24 protein-coding genes are annotated in these 18503 nt (G+C 62.0%); 10 read left to right on the top strand and 14 right to left on the bottom strand.

Annotated features, from left to right (window positions below; translation table 11 throughout):
- Positions 1-79: 79 nt before the first annotated feature.
- From AC0IPL_RS00745 to AC0IPL_RS00705, 9 genes are all read left to right on the top strand, one after another.
- Positions 80-604 carry a flagellar basal body-associated FliL family protein gene (locus AC0IPL_RS00745; RefSeq protein ID WP_474271939.1) on the top strand — a complete coding sequence of 175 codons (525 nt, stop codon included), beginning with the start codon at positions 80-82 and terminating at the stop codon, positions 602-604.
- A gap of 9 nt (positions 605-613) precedes the next feature.
- Positions 614-1081: a hypothetical protein gene (locus tag AC0IPL_RS00740; protein ID WP_474271234.1), complete on the top strand. Its 468-nt coding sequence runs from the start codon at positions 614-616 to the stop codon at positions 1079-1081.
- Complete coding sequence (locus AC0IPL_RS00735) at positions 1081-1701, top strand: MotE family protein (RefSeq protein WP_474271232.1); 621 nt, start codon at positions 1081-1083, stop codon at positions 1699-1701. Before AC0IPL_RS00740 ends, AC0IPL_RS00735 begins: the two co-directional genes overlap by 1 nt.
- Before the next feature lie 77 nt (positions 1702-1778).
- On the top strand, positions 1779-2648 hold the full coding sequence (motA, locus tag AC0IPL_RS00730) for a flagellar motor stator protein MotA (RefSeq protein ID WP_474271230.1): 870 nt from the start codon (positions 1779-1781) through the stop codon (positions 2646-2648).
- A complete protein-coding gene (locus AC0IPL_RS00725) occupies positions 2645-5128 on the top strand; it encodes a hypothetical protein (RefSeq protein WP_474271229.1) in 2484 nt (827 codons plus the stop codon). The genes motA and AC0IPL_RS00725 overlap by 4 nt, the downstream gene beginning before the upstream one ends.
- Before the next feature lie 353 nt (positions 5129-5481).
- Positions 5482-7515 (top strand): flagellar biosynthesis protein FlhA, encoded by a 2034-nt coding sequence (flhA, locus tag AC0IPL_RS00720; RefSeq protein ID WP_474271938.1) that lies wholly within the window; start codon positions 5482-5484, stop codon positions 7513-7515.
- Positions 7512-8291, top strand: a complete 780-nt coding sequence (locus AC0IPL_RS00715) for a flagellar biosynthetic protein FliR (protein ID WP_474271227.1) — start codon at positions 7512-7514, stop codon at positions 8289-8291. The genes flhA and AC0IPL_RS00715 overlap by 4 nt, the downstream gene beginning before the upstream one ends.
- Positions 8288-9376 carry a flagellar type III secretion system protein FlhB gene (flhB, locus tag AC0IPL_RS00710; protein ID WP_474271225.1) on the top strand — a complete coding sequence of 363 codons (1089 nt, stop codon included), beginning with the start codon at positions 8288-8290 and terminating at the stop codon, positions 9374-9376. Before AC0IPL_RS00715 ends, flhB begins: the two co-directional genes overlap by 4 nt.
- Positions 9373-9771 (top strand): hypothetical protein, encoded by a 399-nt coding sequence (locus AC0IPL_RS00705; RefSeq protein ID WP_474271223.1) that lies wholly within the window; start codon positions 9373-9375, stop codon positions 9769-9771. Before flhB ends, AC0IPL_RS00705 begins: the two co-directional genes overlap by 4 nt.
- A 72-nt stretch (positions 9772-9843) precedes the next feature.
- Here AC0IPL_RS00705 and AC0IPL_RS00700 read toward each other — a convergent pair whose 3' ends face one another.
- From AC0IPL_RS00700 to AC0IPL_RS00660, 9 genes are read right to left on the bottom strand one after another with little or no spacing between them, the layout of a single operon-like run.
- The gene (locus AC0IPL_RS00700; protein ID WP_474271221.1) at positions 9844-10338 is read right to left on the bottom strand and encodes a flagellar basal body-associated FliL family protein; all 495 of its coding nucleotides are present in this window, start codon (positions 10336-10338) and stop codon (positions 9844-9846) included.
- Between the two features lie 8 nt (positions 10339-10346).
- Complete coding sequence (flgH, locus tag AC0IPL_RS00695; protein ID WP_474271220.1) at positions 10347-11087, bottom strand: flagellar basal body L-ring protein FlgH; 741 nt, start codon at positions 11085-11087, stop codon at positions 10347-10349.
- Positions 11087-11509, bottom strand: coding sequence for a flagellar basal body P-ring formation chaperone FlgA (flgA, locus tag AC0IPL_RS00690; protein ID WP_474271219.1), 423 nt, complete (start codon positions 11507-11509; stop codon positions 11087-11089). Before flgA ends, flgH begins: the two co-directional genes overlap by 1 nt.
- On the bottom strand, positions 11509-12294 hold the full coding sequence (gene flgG / locus AC0IPL_RS00685; protein WP_474271217.1) for a flagellar basal-body rod protein FlgG: 786 nt from the start codon (positions 12292-12294) through the stop codon (positions 11509-11511). Before flgG ends, flgA begins: the two co-directional genes overlap by 1 nt.
- A 10-nt stretch (positions 12295-12304) precedes the next feature.
- The gene (locus tag AC0IPL_RS00680; RefSeq protein ID WP_474271215.1) at positions 12305-13021 is read right to left on the bottom strand and encodes a flagellar hook-basal body complex protein; all 717 of its coding nucleotides are present in this window, start codon (positions 13019-13021) and stop codon (positions 12305-12307) included.
- Positions 13021-13293, bottom strand: coding sequence for a flagellar biosynthetic protein FliQ (locus tag AC0IPL_RS00675; protein ID WP_474271213.1), 273 nt, complete (start codon positions 13291-13293; stop codon positions 13021-13023). Before AC0IPL_RS00675 ends, AC0IPL_RS00680 begins: the two co-directional genes overlap by 1 nt.
- Positions 13294-13296: 3 nt before the next feature.
- Positions 13297-13593, bottom strand: a complete 297-nt coding sequence (fliE, locus tag AC0IPL_RS00670) for a flagellar hook-basal body complex protein FliE (protein ID WP_474271211.1) — start codon at positions 13591-13593, stop codon at positions 13297-13299.
- 29 nt (positions 13594-13622) lie between these two features.
- Complete coding sequence (gene flgC, locus AC0IPL_RS00665; RefSeq protein WP_474271209.1) at positions 13623-14015, bottom strand: flagellar basal body rod protein FlgC; 393 nt, start codon at positions 14013-14015, stop codon at positions 13623-13625.
- A 14-nt stretch (positions 14016-14029) separates the two neighbouring features.
- A complete protein-coding gene (locus AC0IPL_RS00660) occupies positions 14030-14419 on the bottom strand; it encodes a FlgB family protein (RefSeq protein WP_474271207.1) in 390 nt (129 codons plus the stop codon).
- Between the two features lie 88 nt (positions 14420-14507).
- On the opposite strand from AC0IPL_RS00660, the gene AC0IPL_RS00655 reads away from it, so the two are divergent.
- Positions 14508-15836: a FliI/YscN family ATPase gene (locus AC0IPL_RS00655; RefSeq protein ID WP_474271205.1), complete on the top strand. Its 1329-nt coding sequence runs from the start codon at positions 14508-14510 to the stop codon at positions 15834-15836.
- Positions 15837-15983: 147 nt separating this feature from the next.
- Here the strand turns inward: AC0IPL_RS00655 and flbT are convergent, their stop codons facing one another.
- From flbT to AC0IPL_RS00630, 5 genes are all read right to left on the bottom strand, one after another.
- Positions 15984-16388, bottom strand: coding sequence for a flagellar biosynthesis repressor FlbT (gene flbT / locus AC0IPL_RS00650; protein ID WP_474271203.1), 405 nt, complete (start codon positions 16386-16388; stop codon positions 15984-15986).
- Between the two features lie 2 nt (positions 16389-16390).
- Positions 16391-16762, bottom strand: a complete 372-nt coding sequence (flaF, locus tag AC0IPL_RS00645; RefSeq protein WP_474271201.1) for a flagellar biosynthesis regulator FlaF — start codon at positions 16760-16762, stop codon at positions 16391-16393.
- Between the two features lie 78 nt (positions 16763-16840).
- Positions 16841-17650 (bottom strand): flagellin, encoded by an 810-nt coding sequence (locus AC0IPL_RS00640; RefSeq protein ID WP_474271199.1) that lies wholly within the window; start codon positions 17648-17650, stop codon positions 16841-16843.
- Positions 17651-17854: 204 nt separating this feature from the next.
- Entirely contained in the window at positions 17855-18214 is a 360-nt protein-coding gene (locus AC0IPL_RS00635) for a flagellar biosynthesis protein FlgN (RefSeq protein ID WP_474271197.1), read from the bottom strand.
- Positions 18207-18500, bottom strand: a complete 294-nt coding sequence (locus AC0IPL_RS00630; RefSeq protein WP_474271195.1) for a rod-binding protein — start codon at positions 18498-18500, stop codon at positions 18207-18209. The genes AC0IPL_RS00635 and AC0IPL_RS00630 overlap by 8 nt, the downstream gene beginning before the upstream one ends.
- Positions 18501-18503 lie beyond the last annotated feature (3 nt).

The raw sequence follows: 18503 nt of genomic DNA, 5'->3' as shown, positions 1-18503 counted from the left end.
CCTTTTGACGGATCGGCCTTAACATTCGGTTAGTCCCTCGCAGGTTATGAAGATGCTGCACGACGTTTTAGGGATAGCCATGACAGACGCTGCAGTAGACACAAACGCAGAAGCACCGACCAAGAAAAGCAAACTGCCCCTGATCATCGGGGTGGTGCTGGGACTGGCAGGCGCAGGCGGAGGATTCTTCGCCGTTCAGTCAGGCCTTCTTCCCTTTGGTCAAAAAGCAGCACCAGAACCGGTGGCTGCGACCGAAGAGGCGCCAGAAGGCGTGGACACGGGTGAGTCGGCGGAGGATATCGCCAATCTCGCTTTTATCGAAATGGACCCCATTGTGATAACCCTGCGCAAAGCCAGTGGTTTGAAGCATTTGCGGTTCCGCGCGCAACTTGAGGTCGACCTGGTCCATCAGGCCGAGGTCGAAAAAATCCTCCCGCGGGTTGTCGATGTCCTGAACAGCTACCTGAGAGCCTTGGAGCTTGACGATCTGACCGATCCGATGGCTCTGCCAAAACTGAGAGCGCAGATGCTGCGGCGGATCAACATTGCCACCGGCCAGGGCCGGGTGCGCGATCTGCTGATTATGGATTTCGTACTGAACTAGGAGGACGGGATGGACATTATTGCTGATATCCTGCTTGCGGCCGGCGCGCTGGGCGCCGGATTCTATTGCCTGGTGCTGTCGCGCCGGCTTAAGCGGTTCAATGACCTTGAAAAAGGCGTTGGCGGTGCGGTTGCCGTACTGTCCGCCCAGGTTGATGACCTGAACAAATCTCTGCAATCGGCGCAGCAGATCTCCGATGGCTCCAGCAAGGCGCTGCAGCAGTTGACGGGCCGCGCCGAAACGGTGGCGCAGCGTCTGGAGCTGATGATGGCGTCGATGCACGACATCGACGAGGCCGCCCCGCAGGCGCAGGCTCCGGTTGCTCCGGTTGCTCCGGCAGCGGAAGATGCCGCGATGGCGGCCGCCTATGAGGCCGAATCGAAGCCGCAGGACGGCGAACAGGATGCTGCGGGTGAAGCAAAACCTGCCGGCCTGATGTTTGTCCGCCACAACCGCAGTCAGAATCGGGTGGCGTGATGGCGAGCAAGACCAAGACAAAAAAGCCGCGCCGGTTTCGGCGCAGCGGCACCCTGATGATGCTCGCAATTCTGCTGATGGGCTCGGCGGCGGTTCGCCTGGCGCTGGAGGCAGGGCCGGCCATCGCCCGCGAGGTCGCGAGCCTGCAGGACACCAACGAGGACGTGGTGGACCACAAGGGCGCGCCGCAGCGCGAATCGATGCCTTCTTCGGCGGAGCTGCAAACCATGCTGTCCGCCTTCAAGGAGCGCGAGGCCGCGCTGGCCGCGCGTGAGGCGGAGATCCAGGACCGGACCAAGGCGCTGGAGATCGCGGATCAGGCGATCGAAACGAAACTGGCGGCGCTGGAAGAGGCCGAAGCACGACTGCGGGAAACCCTGTCGATGGCCGATGGCGCCACCGAGGCGGATGTCACGCGTCTGACCACGGTCTATGAGCAGATGAAGCCCAAGGACGCTGCTGCCCTGTTCGAGGAAATGGATCCCGGATTCGCGGCAGGCTTTCTCGCCCGGATGCAACCGGAGGCCGCTGCGGGCATCATGGCGGGTCTGAGTCCGGAAGCTGCCTATACGATCAGCGTGGTCCTGGCCGGGCGCAATGGTGCCGTACCCAAGGAATGACAGCAGGCGCCGGTTTAGTCTTTCCTTAGGACGACTCGCCTAGACTGATAAAAACCAATGGAATTTGGAGTGGACCTATGATCGGTATTGTAGGCATCGTGGTGATCTTTGCCATGGTATTTGGCGGCTACCTTCTGGCTGGCGGTAAACTGGCGATCATCATCAAGGCGCTGCCGTTTGAAATGATGATGATCGGGGGCGCTGCCGTCGGCACCTTCCTGATCAGCAACGACATGGGTGGGATCAAGCACACGCTCAAGGATGTCGGCAAGGTCTTCAAGGGGCCCAAGTGGAAGCCGGATGACTACAGGGATCTGCTGTGTCTGCTGTTTGCCCTGATCCGGATCGCCCGCGCCAACCCGGTTGAGGTGGAGCAGCATATCGAAGACCCGGAAAACTCTGCCGTGTTCAACAAGTACCCCAAGATCATGGCCGACAAGGAAGCCATCAACCTGATCTGCGACACCATGCGGTCCGCCTCCATGAACTATGACGACCCGCATCAGGTGGAGGAGGTTCTGGAAAAACGCATCGAGGCCAACCATCACCATGCCATGCATGGCAGCCACGCGCTGCAAACGCTGGCCGACGGCCTGCCTGCACTGGGCATCGTTGCGGCGGTTCTGGGCGTGATCAAGACCATGGGGTCCATCGACCAGCCGCCAGAGGTTCTGGGCAAGATGATCGGTGGCGCCCTCGTGGGGACCTTCCTCGGCATCTTTCTGGCCTACTGCCTGGCCGCGCCTTTTGCCGGCAAGGTGAAGAATGTGGTCGAAGAAGATGCGCATTTCTATCAACTCATCCGCGAGGTGTTGGTGGCAAACTTGCACAACCACGCGGCGGCGATCTGCATCGAAGTGGGCCGCCAGAACACACCCTCGCATTTCCGCCCTGGCTTCTCGGAGCTGGAAGAGGCGCTTAAATCGGTGAAACAGGACGCAGCATGATCTGGCGTGCACTTGCCATAACGGCCACCCTTCTGACGGCCGCGAGCGCCCAGGCGCAGACCATCGTGACACGGTCGGGAGAGCATGACGGCTTTACCCGGCTCGTCATGCGGCTGCCTGCGAGCGCGGATTGGTCCCTGACCCAAAGCGGCACCACCGCGACGGTAAACATTGATGCGCCGGAGGTGGTCTTTGACACGTCCCGTGTGTTCAATATGATCCCGCGCACCCGCCTACAGTCGCTGGGACAGATCAGCCCCGGCCAGCCGCTGCGGCTGCAACTGGGGTGTGACTGCAAGGTGACCTCCTATGTGCAGGAGAACGGCTATCTGGTGGTGGACATCCGCGACGATGGCGTACCGGTGCCGCGCGGCGCGACCGTGGCGTCGGTCTCGATCGGCAGCAGCGTTCTGCCCCTGACCCCGCCCGGTTCGGGCTATCGCTTCCGGTTTCCCGGAACGGCGGCCACAGATGCGCGCATGGCGCTTGAACTTGCCGCGACCACGACCCAAAGCGCGCCCGCGCCCGCACCGACTGTCCGGCCTGCGCCCGTGCCCGCACCGGCCGCCGCGGACCTGCCGGAGGCGCGGATTGAGGATTTGGGCGATGTGATGTTGTCCCAGGCCCGTGGCAGCCAGCGCGCGGATGAGGTCGCTGCGAGACCTGCGCCTCTGGCCGAGCCTGACACCGTGGAAACCACGGAAACCGCGCTGCCGGACACCGGGTTCCTGTTGGACATGGTGGAAACCGAACGTGCCGCGGTGGTCAACGAATCCGAGCAGCGTCTCTTGCAGCAGATCGGCCGCGCCGCGCGCCAGGGGTTGCTGGAGATCGGCGATGGTGGGCTGCCCGATGCCGCAATTGCGGGGCTGGACCCACTGGGCCGCAGCGACCGGCCGCTGAACCCGCTGGATCACATAGCTGTTTCATCTGCGATCGACCGGGAAACCGGTTTGACAGCGGGGCTGGATACGGCGGCGAACCAGCAGATGCACTGTCTGCCGAATCGCGCGGTCGCCATTCACCGGTGGGGCAACGACAGCCCGTTTGCGGATCAGGTCTCTGCGCTGCGCAGTGCGCTGGTGCGGGAATTTGACGATGTGAACCCGGCCAGCGTTTATGCGTTGGCGCGCATTTACCTGTACTTCGGCTTCGGTGCCGAATCCCGGGCCATGCTGACAATTCTGCCTGAGGCCGGCCGCGGTGATCCCGACGCGGAGTTGTTGACTGCAATGGCCCGGCTGATCGACGGTGCATCGCTGCCTGTCAATCACCCGTTCTCCGGCCAGCAAAGCTGCGAGGGCGACAGCGCGCTCTGGGGCGCGCTGGCGGATGGTGAAATCAAGAAAAACGCCAGCTCCGACGCCATTCAGCAGGCGTTTTCGAAGCTGCCGACGCATTTGCGCGTCCACCTGGGGCCGCGGGTCAGCAAGATGTTTGCAAAGACCGGCGACCACCATGTTGCCGAATCCATCCTGCGCGCCGTTGACCGCACGGGGGTCGAAGATGTGCCAGAGATCAACCTGGCCGAGGCCGCCATTGCCGAGCTGGAGGGCGACACCGATAAGGTTGCCGAAGAGCTGACCGACGAGGTGGCGGAACGCTCTGGCAGCGCGCCGACCGCATTGGTCGAGCTGGTCGCGCTGAGCGTCAAGGAGCGCAAGGCGTTGTCGCCGGACGTGCCCGACCTGGTGGCTTCCTACGAGCTTGAAAACCGCGACACTGAACTGGGTCCGGACCTTCGTTTGGCGCTGGTTTCCTCCCTTGCGCTGATGGGGCAATTCCATGAGGCCTTCGAAGAGCTGAAAGATCTGTCGGACCGGGATGGACCGGCGGCGCGGGCGGCCGCGATACACCCGCTGATGTTGCTGCTGACTGAACGCGCCGACGATGTGACTTTCTTGCAATATGCGCTGGTGTACGCCAATCAGGCTCCGGCTGCTGAGGCGGCACCTTTTGCCGCAGATGTGTCCCGCCGACTGTTGGATCTCGGCTTCGCCGAACAGGCGCAGTCGATGTTGAACAAGCTGGCACTGGAGCCGGAGGACGAGCGCCGCCGCCTGATGATGGCGGAAGCGGCGCTGGAGCTGGGCAAACCCCACCGTGCCTTGGTGGAGCTGATGGGCCTGGAAGGACCAGAGGCCAACCGTCTGCGCGCCGAAGCGCTGTGGCGCAATGGGGAATACGGCCGGGCCGGAGAATACTTGCTGGCCGAGAACGATGCCAATGCAGCAGCGCGCGGGTTCTGGCATTCTGAAGATCTGGACGCGATCGAGGCGATGGGAACCGGGGGCGAGGCGCAGTTCGAGGCGGTTGCCACTGTGACCTCCCAGATCAGCGAGACGGCACGCGATCCGGAGGGGCTGTCGCCGCTGGCCCATGCGCGGGCGCTGGTGGAAAGCAGCGAAGGCACACGCGGCGGCATAACCGACTTGCTGCGAAAGGTCGGCGCCGGGCAGGGCGCGGCCGAAGTAAACTGATCCGTCTCACCCGCAATCTTATCCCGCAGGCCGCCACCGCAAGGGCGGCCTGCAATCGTTGTGATAACACTTTGTCAACGGCCTGTCGGTAATCTGAAGATCGGGTGAATCCTGATTTGGAATGGGCAGAATGCCGGAAAACTATTCAAAACAAGGCCTGCATGGGCCGAATCTGTGTGTAGCGGGCGCTGAGCCGCGCGCGCAGGCCAATGTTTGCACCGGTGCAGCTTCGCAGAGAATCGCACCAGGGCTGCCGAATGTGGCCGCGACAGAGAACCAGCGGGGGCAGTGCTTTGCCTAAGCTGTCTACAGAACAACTGTTCAGTCCCACGGTGCTGCTGGCATTGGCCTTGATGGCGATCATCGTGATGATGATCCTTCCAATGCCTGCCTGGGTGCTGGATGTGGGGCTGGCGGCCTCTTTTGCGCTGGCCATCCTGATCTTCACCATCACCCTGTTCATCGAACGGCCGCTGGATTTCTCGTCCTTTCCGACGATCCTGCTGGCCTCGCTGATGTTGCGGCTGTCGCTGAACATTTCCTCGACCAAGCTGATCATCGGCCAGGGCCACTCCGGCACCGACGCCGCCGGCAATGTGATCGAAGGCTTTGCCCAATTCGTGATGGGCGGCAGCGTGTTCCTGGGCCTTGTGGTGTTTGGGGTGCTGCTGATCGTCAATTTCATGGTGATCACCAAAGGTGCGGCGCGGATGGCCGAAGTGGGCGCGCGTTTTGCCCTCGACGGAATGCCGGGCAAGCAGCTGGCCATTGATGCCGACATGTCGGCCGGCGCCATCGACCACCAGACCGCCAAGGAACGCCGCGAGCGCGATCAACAGGAAACCACCTTCTTTGGCTCGCTCGACGGTGCGTCGAAGTTCGTCAAGGGCGATGCGGTCGCCGGTCTCCTTATTACCTTGCTGAACCTGGTGATGGGGCTGATCATGGGCGTTCTGATCCATGGCATGCCGGTGGGGACTGCCTTTGAGACCTACGCCATCCTGACGGTTGGCGACGGGCTCGTGTCGCAGATCCCCTCGGTCATCATCTCGATCGCGGCGGCGCTGCTGCTGGCCCGCGGCGGTGCCACCGGGGCCACCGACACCGCGCTGCTGGAACAGTTTGGCCGCCACCCCGCGGCGCTGACAACCGTGGCGGTGCTGATGGTGCTCTTTGGGCTGGTGCCGGGCCTGCCATTTCTGCCCTTTGTTCTGGGCGGGAGCGTGCTGGGGTACGCGGCATTCAGAATGGCCAAGAAAAAGCAGGATGATGCGGAAGCCGAGATTGAGGAGAAGATCGAGGAAGCCTCCGATCCGACAACGACGCGGCCCCTGGGTGACATCCTTGATCTGGATGACCTGCACCTGGAATTCGCGCCGGACCTGGTCAGCATGGTTCTGGATGCAGGTACCGGTCTGGATGCGCGCATCGCCAACATGCGCTCGCATGTGGCAACTTCCTTTGGTTTGATCCTGCCGGAGATCCGCCTCACCGACCAGCATGATCTGGAAAAGGGCACCTATGTCATCAAGGTGCAGGGGGTAGAGCAGGTGCGCGGCTTCCTGCACCCCGACATGGTTCTGGCGCTGATGCCCGACGATCATGACTCCTTGCCGGCTGGCACCGATGTGACCGAACCGGTCTATGGGGCACCGGCCCGCTGGATCCCGGCCAAGGCGCAGGAACAGGCGGCGTTGTCCGGCGCCACGGTGGTCAGCCCGCCGGAAATCCTGGCGACCCACCTGCTGGAGATCATCAAGCAGAACTTCGGTCGTCTGCTGACCCTGAAATCGCTGCGCCGCCTGCTGGACGAGATGACCCAGCTGTCCGACACCTACCGGGCAGAGGCCAACCGCAAGCTGCTGGATGCGCTGGTGCCGGAAAAGGTGCCGATGGACACGTTGCATGCGGTGCTGCGTCTGCTGCTGGAGGAACGGGTCTCGATCCGCAACATGCCGCTGATCCTGGAGGCCATCGCCGAGGCACGCCAGCATGTGACGCAGCCGGAGTTGATCTGCGAACATGTGCGTCAGCGGCTGGGCTTCCAGCTGGTGGCGGAGATGAAGCGCGAGGACGGCAGCATCCCGCTGGTGCAGCTGGCACCGGAATGGGAGGACAAGTTCTCGACCTACCAGGTGGATGGCCATGGCGCCGGGCTGGACATCGCGCTGCCGCCGGATCTGTTCAACCGGTTGGCAGACGGGCTGACCGAAAAACTGTCGGGGATCACCGATCAGGGTGTCTTTGCTGCGGTGGTCACCTCTACCCGCCGCCGTCGCTACCTGCGCACCATTCTGAAATCGCGCGGCATCAGCAATCCGGTCCTGTCCTTCGAGGAAATCGGACTGGAGGCACAGCCGGCGCTGGTCGGCATGGTGCAAGCATGACCCTGAACTTCTTGCCCCCGGAGCTGATCATGCTGCTGGGGGCCGGTTTCTGGCACGCGGCGATTGTTTTTCTGCGGGTGGCGGCGATGGTGTCGGTGCTGCCCGCGATGGGAGAGCTGTACGTGCCCACACGGGTCAAACTGGCGGTTTCAATCGCGTTCACCTTTATCGTGGCGCCGGCCTTGCCGGCCTTTGCGGAACCTGACGGGGTGATGGGCTTCGCCCGTTTTGCCGCGACAGAGGCGCTCATCGGTCTGGCGTTGGGTCTGGGGGTGCGGCTGTTCGTGCTGGCCTTGCAGACAGCGGGCACGATGGCGGCGCAAAGCACGTCGCTTTCGCAGGTTCTGGGCGGCATCGGGGCCGAGCCGATGCCCGCGCTGGGCGCGGTGCTGATGATCGCGGGCGTTACGCTGGCCGTCATGATGGGCCTGCATGTGCGGGTGGCGGAGCTGATGATCCGCTCCTATCAGCTGTTTCCCGCCGGCCAGTTGCCGGCTGCGGCAGGCGTGGCGGAGTGGGGCGTGTACCGAATTTCCCAGAGCTTCTCGCTGGCCTTTACCCTGGCGGCACCTTTTGTGATCACTGCGGTGATCTATAACCTGGCGTTGGGGGTCATCAACCGGGCGATGCCGCAGTTGATGGTGGCCATGGTCGGCGCACCGGTCATCACCTTTGGCGGGTTGTTCATTCTGATGATCGGAAGCCCGATGATCCTGGACGTTTGGTCACGGGCATTGATGACATTCTTCGCCAACCCGGGAGGCGGCATGCCATGAGCGGTCAGGACGACGACTCAGACAAGTCATTCGAGCCAACGGAACAGAAGCTCCGCAAGGCCCGCGAGAAAGGCGAGGTGGCAAAATCCACTGACTTGTCGGTGGCTGCGGCCTATCTCGGTCTTATCGTGGCATTCTACGCAGCTGGCAGCGGCAGCGTGGAGGGGTTCGGCACGGCGCTGATGGCGTTTCTGGACCAGCCCGACCGGCTGGCTCCGCTGTTTTTTGACGGCTCAGCTGCGGCCCCTTCCGGTGGCTTTGCCACCAGTGCGATCAAGCCGATCCTGCCCTGGTTCCTGGTGCCGTTCGTGCTGGTGCTGCTGTCGATCATCGGCCAGCGCGCAATGGTCTTTGCACCCACCAAGCTGGAACCGAAACTGTCCCGGATCTCAATCGTTTCCAACGCCAAGAACAAGTTCGGCCGCTCCGGCCTGTTTGAGTTCTTCAAGAGCTTCGTGAAGCTGGTGCTCTATTCCATCAGCCTGGGGGTCTATCTGTCGTATCGGCTGCCAGAGATGATCGCATCAGCCGGAACCGGGCCGCAGTCGGTGGTGATGATGCTGGCGCAGTTGTCGCTGGAGTTCCTGTTTATGGCCCTGATCATCGCATTGTCCATCGGCATCATCGACGCGGTCTTTCAGCATGCTGAACATCACCGCAAGAACATGATGTCGCGCAAGGAAATCCAGGACGAGATGAAGGATTCCGAGGGCGATCCGCACACCAAGAGCCAACGGCGCCAGCGCGGCATGGAGATTGCCATGGGCCAGATGCTGGCCGATGTGCCCAAGGCCGATGTCGTGGTCGTCAACCCGACCCACTACGCTGTGGCGTTGAAATGGAGCCGCGACAAGGGCAGCGCCCCGGTCTGCGTGGCCAAGGGCGTCGACGAGGTGGCCGCGGCGATCCGGCGGGTGGCCAGTGAAAACGGCGTTCCGATCCACAGCGACCCGCCGACTGCACGGGCGCTGCACGCGACAATCGAGATCGGCGATGAAGTCCAGGAAGAACATTACGCACCGGTCGCAGCAGCCATCCGCTTTGCTGAGGAGATGCGCAAGCGCGCCAAGGGGAAAGTCACATGAAGCAGAAAATGCTGGATCAGATGGCGGCAGTCACCGCCGCGCAATACATGAAAGAACACGCCAAGGTGCAGCCCGTTCTGGCCCGCGAGGCGCAGCTGCGCGGACAGCTGGCGCAGCTGAACACGCAAGTTCAGTCGGCGCGTGAGCAGGGCGCGGGTGATCACGCCATGAAGGCGTTGGGCGCCGATCTGCTGTGGCAGGGTTGGCACACGCGGACGCGCCGCCAGCTGAACCAGGACCTGGCCAAGGCCACGGCGCAAAAGTTGCGCATGATGGACCAGCTGCGGCAGGCGTTCGGCCGCAAACATGCGGTGGAAACCATGGCAACAGAAGAGCGCAAGCGCCACAAGGCGGAGAAGTCCAAGGCCTTTCTGGACCAGCTCTTGGGGCAATAAACCTTTGTGGGAAAACGGAAAAAGGCCGAACCGCATTCCGGGTCGGCCTTTTTTCTTGGGGCAGCTTCGCGCTCAGACGTCTTGGCGGGAGATCTCCATGATCAAAACGTCATAAACGTCCTCGCCGAGATGTTTCTGGGCCGCTTCGCGCAGGGCCGTCCGCAAAGGCTCCAACACGTCGGAGCGGGTAAAGGCACCGCGAAACCCGCCCATGTTGGCGTGATCGAACAGAACCTGAAGGAAGACGTCACGCAGCTTGGGCTCATAGGCGTGAACTTTCTCTGAGGTGCCTTTCTTGGCTTCCAGGCTCAGCGACATCACCACCAGGGAGGTGAGGCTGTCGCGCTCGACCACAGGCACCACGAACTGGTTGCTGATCTTGATGTACTCGCGCTGGTTCTCCTCGCTGATTTCCTCGGGTTCTTCAGCTTTGGGTTTGGGCGCGGCGGCTTTGCTCGCGTCGGCACCCTCGACCGGGTCCGGGGCAGGCGCCAGCATGATGCCGGCGCCAATACCGCCCCCGGTTCCGAGGATCAGAAGGATGACAGGTAAAAGTTTGGACAACATGACAAACCTCAGAACGGCAGGACGACGTCGAGCAGCTGCTGGCCGTAGCGCGGCTGCTGTACGTCGGTGATCTGGCCGCGGCCACCATAGGAAACCCGTGCCTGAGCAATCTTGTCATAGGTGATCTCGTTCTGGCGGCTGATGTCCTGGGGCCGGACATAGCCGGTCACCAACAGCTCGCGCAGTTCGAAGTTTACCCGCAGTTCCTGGGTGCCGCTGATCGCCAGAACCCCGTTTGGCAGCACATCGACAACGGTTGCCGCAACCCGCAGCTCCAGTTTCTCGCTGCGCTTGACCGACCCCTTGCCACCCGAGGAGCTGGAGCTTCCCAGCTCCACCGCATCCGCGGAGGAGGCGCCGGTGGGCAGTTTCTCGTCCAGGCGCTGGGGCAGGCCCAGAAGTTGCGGCATGTTCAGGCTTTCGGAACCGGAGCGCGAGCGCTGGGTATCGTTGGAGATTTCGGCCTCTTCATCGATTTCGATGACCACGGTCATGATGTCGCCGCGTTTGATCGCGCGTCGATCGCCCAGCAGCGACTGCTGTCCGCCGCTCCACAACGAGGCACCATCGACAGAACGCCGTGTTTGGGTGTCGGTGGGCAGCCCTTGATACAGCATCGCAACATGCTCGTTCGATTCGTTGGCCGGGGTGAAGGAGGGTGCCTTGCCCAAATGGTCCATGCGGCCACAGGCGCCGAGTACGACCAGCCCAAGAAGCAGCGGTTTGACGGGGGAGAATTTCATGGTCATCAGTTTACCTCTACGGAGCCGTCTTGTTTCACCCGGCCGGTGACGGTGGTGCGGGAAGAAAGGTTCATGACCCGGACAGCTTCGCCGACGGAGCCGCGGCCAAGCGAGCGGCCTTCGGCGGCGATGGTCAGGCTGCCCTGACGAAATGTCAGGGTCACCAGGTCGTTGCGTTCAATGATAGCGGGGGGCCCGATGTCGCCGGGCCGCAGCGGCCGACCGGCATAAAGCGCGACGCGCGCTTCCATGCCGATGACCTCGGAGGGGTTGCTCAGCGCGCCCATGATCTCGCCCTTCTTCAACGCCAGATCCTCGGGGTTGACGATGTCCTTGGCGCGGATCGTGCGCAGCGGGACAAGATAGTCCGCCAGGGCAGGGGGCGCGCAAAAGGCGCCGGCGATCAGGAGGGCGAAGATCTGTTTCATCAGCGGACCTGCGTGGTTGCGCTCATCATCTGGTCGACTGCCGAGATGACCTTGGCGTTCATTTCATAACCGCGCTGCGCCGCGATCAGCTCTGTCACTTCGCGCACCGCATCCACCGAGCTGGCCTCGAGGTAGCCCTGGCGCAGGGTGCCGAGCCCGTCCTCACCCGCGGTGGCCACGGCTGCCGGGCCAGAGGCCTCGGTCTCGGTGAACAGGTTGCTGCCGATCGCTTCCAGCCCCTTGGGGTTGGTAAAGCCGGCGAGGGTGAACTGACCCAGCAGCTGGCCTGCGGAGGTTTCATCGAAATAGCCGTAAACCTCCCCCTCGGCGTTGATCGAAATGCTTTTTGCATCGTCGGGAATGGTCACCTCGGGGGAGACCGGGAACCCGTCCGAGGTGACGATCAGCCCTTCGGCAGAGCGTTTCAGCGAGCCATCGCGGGTATAGGCCGCCTGACCCGACGGCAGGGTGACTTCCAGATAACCGTTGCCATCAATGGCAATATCCAGATCGTTGTTGGTCTGTTGCAGGGCCCCCTGAGACAGGTGCACGGAGACGGCTGCCGGGCGTACGCCCAGACCGACCTGAACGCCGGTTGGCAGCACGGTGCCGTCCGAGGCATTCACCGAGCCTGCCCGCGACACCTGCTGGTAATGCAGGTCGGCGAACTCGGCCCGCCGAGCGTTGTAGGCGGTGGTGTTCATGTTGGCGAGGTTGTTGGAGATGGTCTCCACCCGCAGTTGCTGGGCGCTCATGCCGGTTGCTGCGATCTTCAAGGCGCGCATCTGGATTCTCCTAGGTCTTGATCAGGTTTTTGATGGCATTGCGGACGCGTTCATCTTCCGCCTGCAAAAAGCTCTGGCCCATTTCATAGGCCCGCTGGACTTCGATCATGCGCGACACTTCTGAAATCGCGTTCACGTTCGAGCCTTCGAGGAAGCCTTGCAGCACCTTCGAGTCGAAGTTTTCTTCAATGTCGCCTTCGACGCGGAACATCACGCCGTCTTCACGCACCAGCGTGTGCTGCTCGACCGGCTGGAACAGGCCCAGCTGGCCCAAAAGGCGACCATTGGCGCTGAGCGAGCCATCTGAGCCAACCTCGATCTTGCCCGCATCCGGCGGCACGAAGACCGGCGCGCGGCCTGCATCCAGCACCCGGTGGCCATCCATGGTGACCAGATCGCCTGCCGCATTGGCGGAAAAGGCGCCCGAGCGGGTCAGCCGCTCGCCCTGCGGGGTTTCCACCATGAAGAAGCCGTCGCCCTCGATTGCAAAGTCGAAATCGCCGCCGGTCTGGGTCAGCTGACCCTGCTCCATGGAGGTGTTGAAGATATTGGCCCGCGACATCGACAGCGACTCCTCGCCCGGCGAGGTCTTCACGAACTCAGAGAAGATCAGCCCCTCCTGGCGGTAGCCAGTGGTGGCGGAGTTGGCGATGTTGTTTGCGATCACCCGCATTTCGCGCATCAGGCCGGACTGGCGAGACAGCGTGGCGTAACCTGTGGTTTCCATTACAGACCTCCAGCAATCATCGGAACGACGTGACCGTCAAAAAAGGCGACCAGAGTTTGGGTCATGAACCCCATGGTCATCCAGAAGACGACCAGAATCGCGGTCAGTTTCGGCACGAACGTCAGCGTCATCTCCTGCACCGAGGTCAGCGCCTGAAACAGGCCGATGACCAGACCCACGATCAGGGCCACCAGCAGGATCGGCGTCGACATGGTGACGGCGGCCCACAGGGCCTGACGCAGCGTGTCGTAGAACAGGCTCTCGCTCATCATGGCTCAGACCGGCATTCTCAGGATTTCCTGGTAGGCCTCGACCACCTTGTTGCGCACGGTTACCGCGGTCTCGACTGCCAGTTCGGTCTGCGCCAGCGCCTGCACCAGAGCATGCGGATCCGCCTGCGAGGTCATCGCCTGTACCGAGACTTGCTCGCTTTGCTGCAGGGTGGTGGCGAAATCCTGAAAGCTCTGCTTGAGCTGGGCACCGGCGCTGTTGCCGGTGTAGTCAGGGTCGACCTTGGTGGCGGGACGGGCCGCGGCATAGCCGGTGGCGGCGGAAAGACTGCGAATATCCATTCTGGATCTCCAATTGGCTCGGGGGGGGGTTAACGTCTCAAAAGGTCCATGAGAGAGGCGGACATGGAGCGGGTTTGCTCAAACATCTTCAGGTTCGCCTCATAGCTGCGCTGTGCTTCGCGGGCGTCGGCAATCTCGATCATCAGATCGACATTGGAGCCCTCGTAATGGCCGCTTTCATTGGCCAGCGGATGCGAGGGATCGTAGATTTTATCCAGATCGCTGCGATCCAGGGAGACACGGCCTGTCCGCACGTGTTCCACGTTGGTCTGCAATTCGCGAACCGATTCGAACGGAACCGTCTTGCGGCGGTAGCCGGGCGTGTCGGCGTTGGAAATGTTTTCCGACACGTGGCGCAGACGTGCAGCCTGTGCCTTGAGGCCGCTGGCCGTAACGGAAAGAGCGCGGGAAAATTCACTCATCGATCAGATCCTCCTCAGGACTTGCCCAGGCTGGCGCGCAGGATGTTCATGGAAGACTTGTAAATCGCCATGGCGCGCTTGTGCTGGCGGGCCACCTCGACACCTTTCAGCATCTCGGTTTCAACCGAGACCGAGTTGTCGTTGGGGTCACTGCCGGCGTCGGAACTGGTGATCGCCCAATCCATGCCGCTACCTGCCGAGCCGTTCAGATGGCTGCTGCGGGTTGCGACCATGTTGCCGGGGCGTTCGCCCGTGGCAAAGACTTCCGTGAAGGGCTTGATGTCCTTGGCGTGGTAGCCAGGCGTGTCGGCATTGGCGATATTCTGCGACACCAGTGCCTGGCGGGTGCCGGCATGGGTTGCCATGGAGTAGGCAATTTTGAATACGTTCAATTCTGTGAACACCAGGGTTTCTCCCTTGATCGATTTCAATCAAGGCTTAACCCCGATTCCTTTAGAAATTGTTTTCAGGACAGGAATGGAGACTGCCGCGATGAAAGCAGAGCTGAATGCACTGACCCGTCAGATTGCTGGCAAGCGGCTGACCACCCAGATGGGCAGGGTCGCCGGAATCTCCGGTGGAGAGATTGAAATCTCCGGCCTGGCATCGGTGGCGCGAATCGGGGACAGGCTGATCCTGCGCCGCGGCCCCGGTGATGAGCTTCACGGCGAAGTTCTGAAAATTAGCGGTAGAAAAATCAGCATGTTACCAGATCGTGCGCCAGATCGCGTGGCGATCGGAGATCCGGTTCTTTTGCGCCCCTCCCCAGATTTTGCACCCAGCGACCACTGGATCGGTCGGGTCATCGACCCCTTCGGCGAGCCGCTGGACGGGCGACCGCTGCTGCCCGGCGCGGCCCCGCGGGACCTGATGGCCGCGCCGCCCAAAGCCGCCGAGCGGCGCCCCTTGGGAGAGCGCCTGGCCACCGGGCAGGCCGTCCTGAATACGATTCTCCCGATCGTCCGGGGGCAGCGAGTCGGCCTTTTTGCAGGTTCCGGCGTCGGTAAATCCTCGCTGCTGGCCAAGTTGGCCAAGAGCATGGACGCGGATGTCGTGGTGATGGCGCTGGTCGGCGAACGGGGCCGCGAAGTGAATCACTTTGTCGAGGACGTGCTGGGCCCGGAGGGCATGAGCCGCGCAATTGTTGTGGCAGCCACATCCGACCAGTCCGCACTGGTGCGCCGACGCTGCGCCTGGTCAGCCATGACCGTGGCAGAACATTTCCGGGATCAGGGCAAACATGTGCTGTTCCTGGCCGACAGCGTCACCCGCTTTGCCGAGGCCCACCGCGAGATTTCCGCCGCCTCCGGTGAGGCGCCAGCCCTGCGCGGCTATCCGCCCTCGGTGACGCCGCTGATTACCGGCCTGTGCGAACGCGCCGGGCCAGGCAGTGCGAAGCAGGGTGACATCACGGCAGTGTTCAGCGTGCTGGTGGCAGGGTCCGACATGGATGAGCCGATCGCGGACATCCTGCGCGGGGTGCTCGATGGCCATATCGTGCTGAACCGTGAAATCGCCGAGCGTGGCCGCTTTCCGGCCATTGATGTCTCGCGTTCGGTTTCGCGCAGCCTGCCAGCCGCGGCGACGGCGGAGGAGAACGCCACAATACAGGACGTGCGCAAGTTTCTGGGCGCGTATGAACAATCTGAGGTGATGATCCGGGCCGGTCTCTATGCCGAGGGCAACGACGCGGTGCTGGATCAGGCGGTCAAGCTGTGGCCGGAGCTGGACGCGTTTTTCGGCCGCGAAGATCCGGACGGGATCACCAGCAGCTTCAACCGCTTGCTGTTGCTCTTGCGCCGCGCCAAGGCGGGTCGCTGAGGCAAAGGCCCGCGGCGAGACGGGCGCAGCCCCCCATCAGACAGCAAAAAGGCTCCCGGTGTGAACTGGGAGCCCTTTTCATTCAGGGACGTAAAACCGGCGCTGGGGACGCCCGTGCCGCAGCCTCAGCTGCGGCCGGGGTGCGCGTCAGGCGGGGCGGACCGCGAACAGTCGGTCTTCGCGCGCCAACAGGGTGCGCAGTGCCTTCAGGCAGCGATAATGGTTGTCGCCAATAAGCGCTTCGGTTGCCTCGGCCAGAGATGCACGGCTGTCGGGGTCGGTAAAGACCTGGCTCAGTTCCTCGATCCGGCGCAGCATCGGCAGGCGCTCCTCTTCGGGGTCGACGTCACCGGTCAGGATCAGCTGGGCCGCATAGCACACCCGGCGCACCGGGGTATTGGCCTCTTCGGGGTGGATCGCATCGCGCAGACGCAGGATGTTGGCGTCCGGGGTGACAATCGACAGGCGGCTGCGGCGGTCGCCGTTTTCAATCACCGCGCCGTTCACAAGGACACGCTCCTTGGGGGCAAGTTTCAGGACAAGTCCGCTCATATTCAGGTTGCTCCGCTGCGGAGGCCACGCATGATGGCCGTATTGATTTCCACCAGCGGACGAACGTTCGCCTTGCGTTGCAGCACTTTGCTGGTGTGTTGTCTCGTGAATTCCGCCAGTTCTAAGAGGCTCAGCTTCAGCTCATCCGGGTAGGGGTTTCCCTTGGAGGCAAGATCGACTGTGAAAATGGACCAAAGTTTGCGGTTGTCGTTCAGGGCGGCGACCAGATCCTGGAACCCATCGCTGCCTTGTTGGGCAGAGGTGATCATGCGGCGCGTGATGCGGGCGATCACTTCGTATTCGAAATTCTTTGCTGTCCGGGTCGGGGCCTTTGCCGCCGAATAGGCACTCTTCGCCTTCAGAAGGGCATTCACGTGTTTTCCTAACGTATTATTCTTCAGATTCTCTGAGAGGGGAAGACCGGGGCGCCATTAGCGCCCCGGTTGGAGCTGTTAGCGGAACAGCTGCTGCAGGGTCGAAGGCGCCTGGTTCGCGATAGAGAGCGACTGCACCGCCAGCTGCTGCTGGGTCTGCAATGCCTTCAGTCGCGCCGACGCTTCTTCCATGTTGGTGTCGGACATGGAGCTGACACCGGACTTCAGCGAGTCGTTCAGTTTCGACACGAAATCGTTCTGGTCGCTCAGACGGTTGCTGTCAGCACCCAGTTGCGCGGCGCTGTCGATTGCGAACGCCAGCATTGTTTCGATTTCGCCCATCACGGTCTCGGCGGTGGCGGCGGTCAGCGTGGTCATGCCGCCGGTGCTCAGGTTGGTAGCGCTGTCGATCCCGGTGATGACAATGTTGTCGGTGCCGGCTTCCAGGCCGCCCAGAACATCCAATTGCGCGGTGACGGTGTCGTCCAGCAGGTTGGCGCCGTTGAACGAAGCGGAGGAGATGATCGAGTCGATCTGCTCGCGCTTCTTGGCCAGGTCAGCTTCGATCTTGGCGTGGTCGACGTTTTGCGAAACACCGGCAACCGCCAGCTCACGCATTTCTTTCAGGGTGTCGACGATCTGCTCCATGCCGGAGGACGCAACAGCAACGGTGGCTTCACCAAAGTCCAAAGAATCGGACACGGCTTCGTATGCCTGGATGTCGGATTCCATGGATTTGGAGATTGCCCAGACAGCGGAGTTGTCTTTTGCGGTGCCAACCTCTTTACCGGTCGAGATCTGGTTCTGGGTGTCTTCCAGGTTGTTGTTCACGGACTTCAGGGTCTGCAGAGCAACCATTGCGCCGTTGTTGGTCAGAATGCTGGTCATAGCTTTTTCCTTTAGCTGTGGAGCGCTTTGGCCCCTATTTTTCTGTGCCCCTAAGGGGCGTTTTGTGACGTCTTTCTGACTGTGCGTTCCGCCGTCCGGCTTCCGCGCCACCCATCATCAGGTGCAAGGAGACATTGGCCCATCAGTTGCTAAAGGAGTGCTAATGCGGAGATTTGCTTCCGTAGAATTTTCTCCAAATTGCATTCAGGCCTTCTTCTCCAGTTTTCCCATGTTGCGGGTGCCGTAGCGGGCGCGGCGTCCGGTCTGGTCATAGACGTCCAGGCCTTTGCGGATCCGGCGCAGCTCACCCATGCGTGTGGCCACGGAGCGGATGCCCTCCATTGCACTGTCCAGCAGATCCTGATTGCGGGTTACCTTGGTCTGGACCTTTTCCAGCGCGTCCCGTTCCAGGTCCGACATGGAGTTCAGCTTGGCGATGATCTTTTCTTTCTTCGCCAGAAAATCTTCCAGCTTGCCGAGATCCCCCTTCATCAACGCCGCGCGTTCGCGGTCCAGGATCTGATCCAGTTCATCAATGAGCTTTTGAGCTTCGGAGTTAGTCACCTTGGGTCTCCTTCAATGCGTGGTATAGGGATTCCGCCAGTCCGATGCCGCCGGATCTGGCGATCTGGTTGGCCTGTTCGCGGACGAGAAAGCTGGAAAACTGATCTTCGCCCGCGCCTCCGCCAAAGCCCTCGCGTGATTCGCCAAGACCTGCGGATTTGAGCATTTGCGCGAGAAACGATGCCTCCAGTTCCACCGCGGCTTCGCGCAGCGGGTCGGCGGGGGGCTTGCGCACAGGGGTATACGAATGCGCAGTTTGTATATGGGTGGTCAGAGGGTCTGACATGGC

This window comes from Leisingera sp. SA32, from assembly GCF_056033425.1.
Note: the sequence above shows the minus strand (reverse complement) of the source record. Positions and strands in the feature narration are given on the sequence as shown.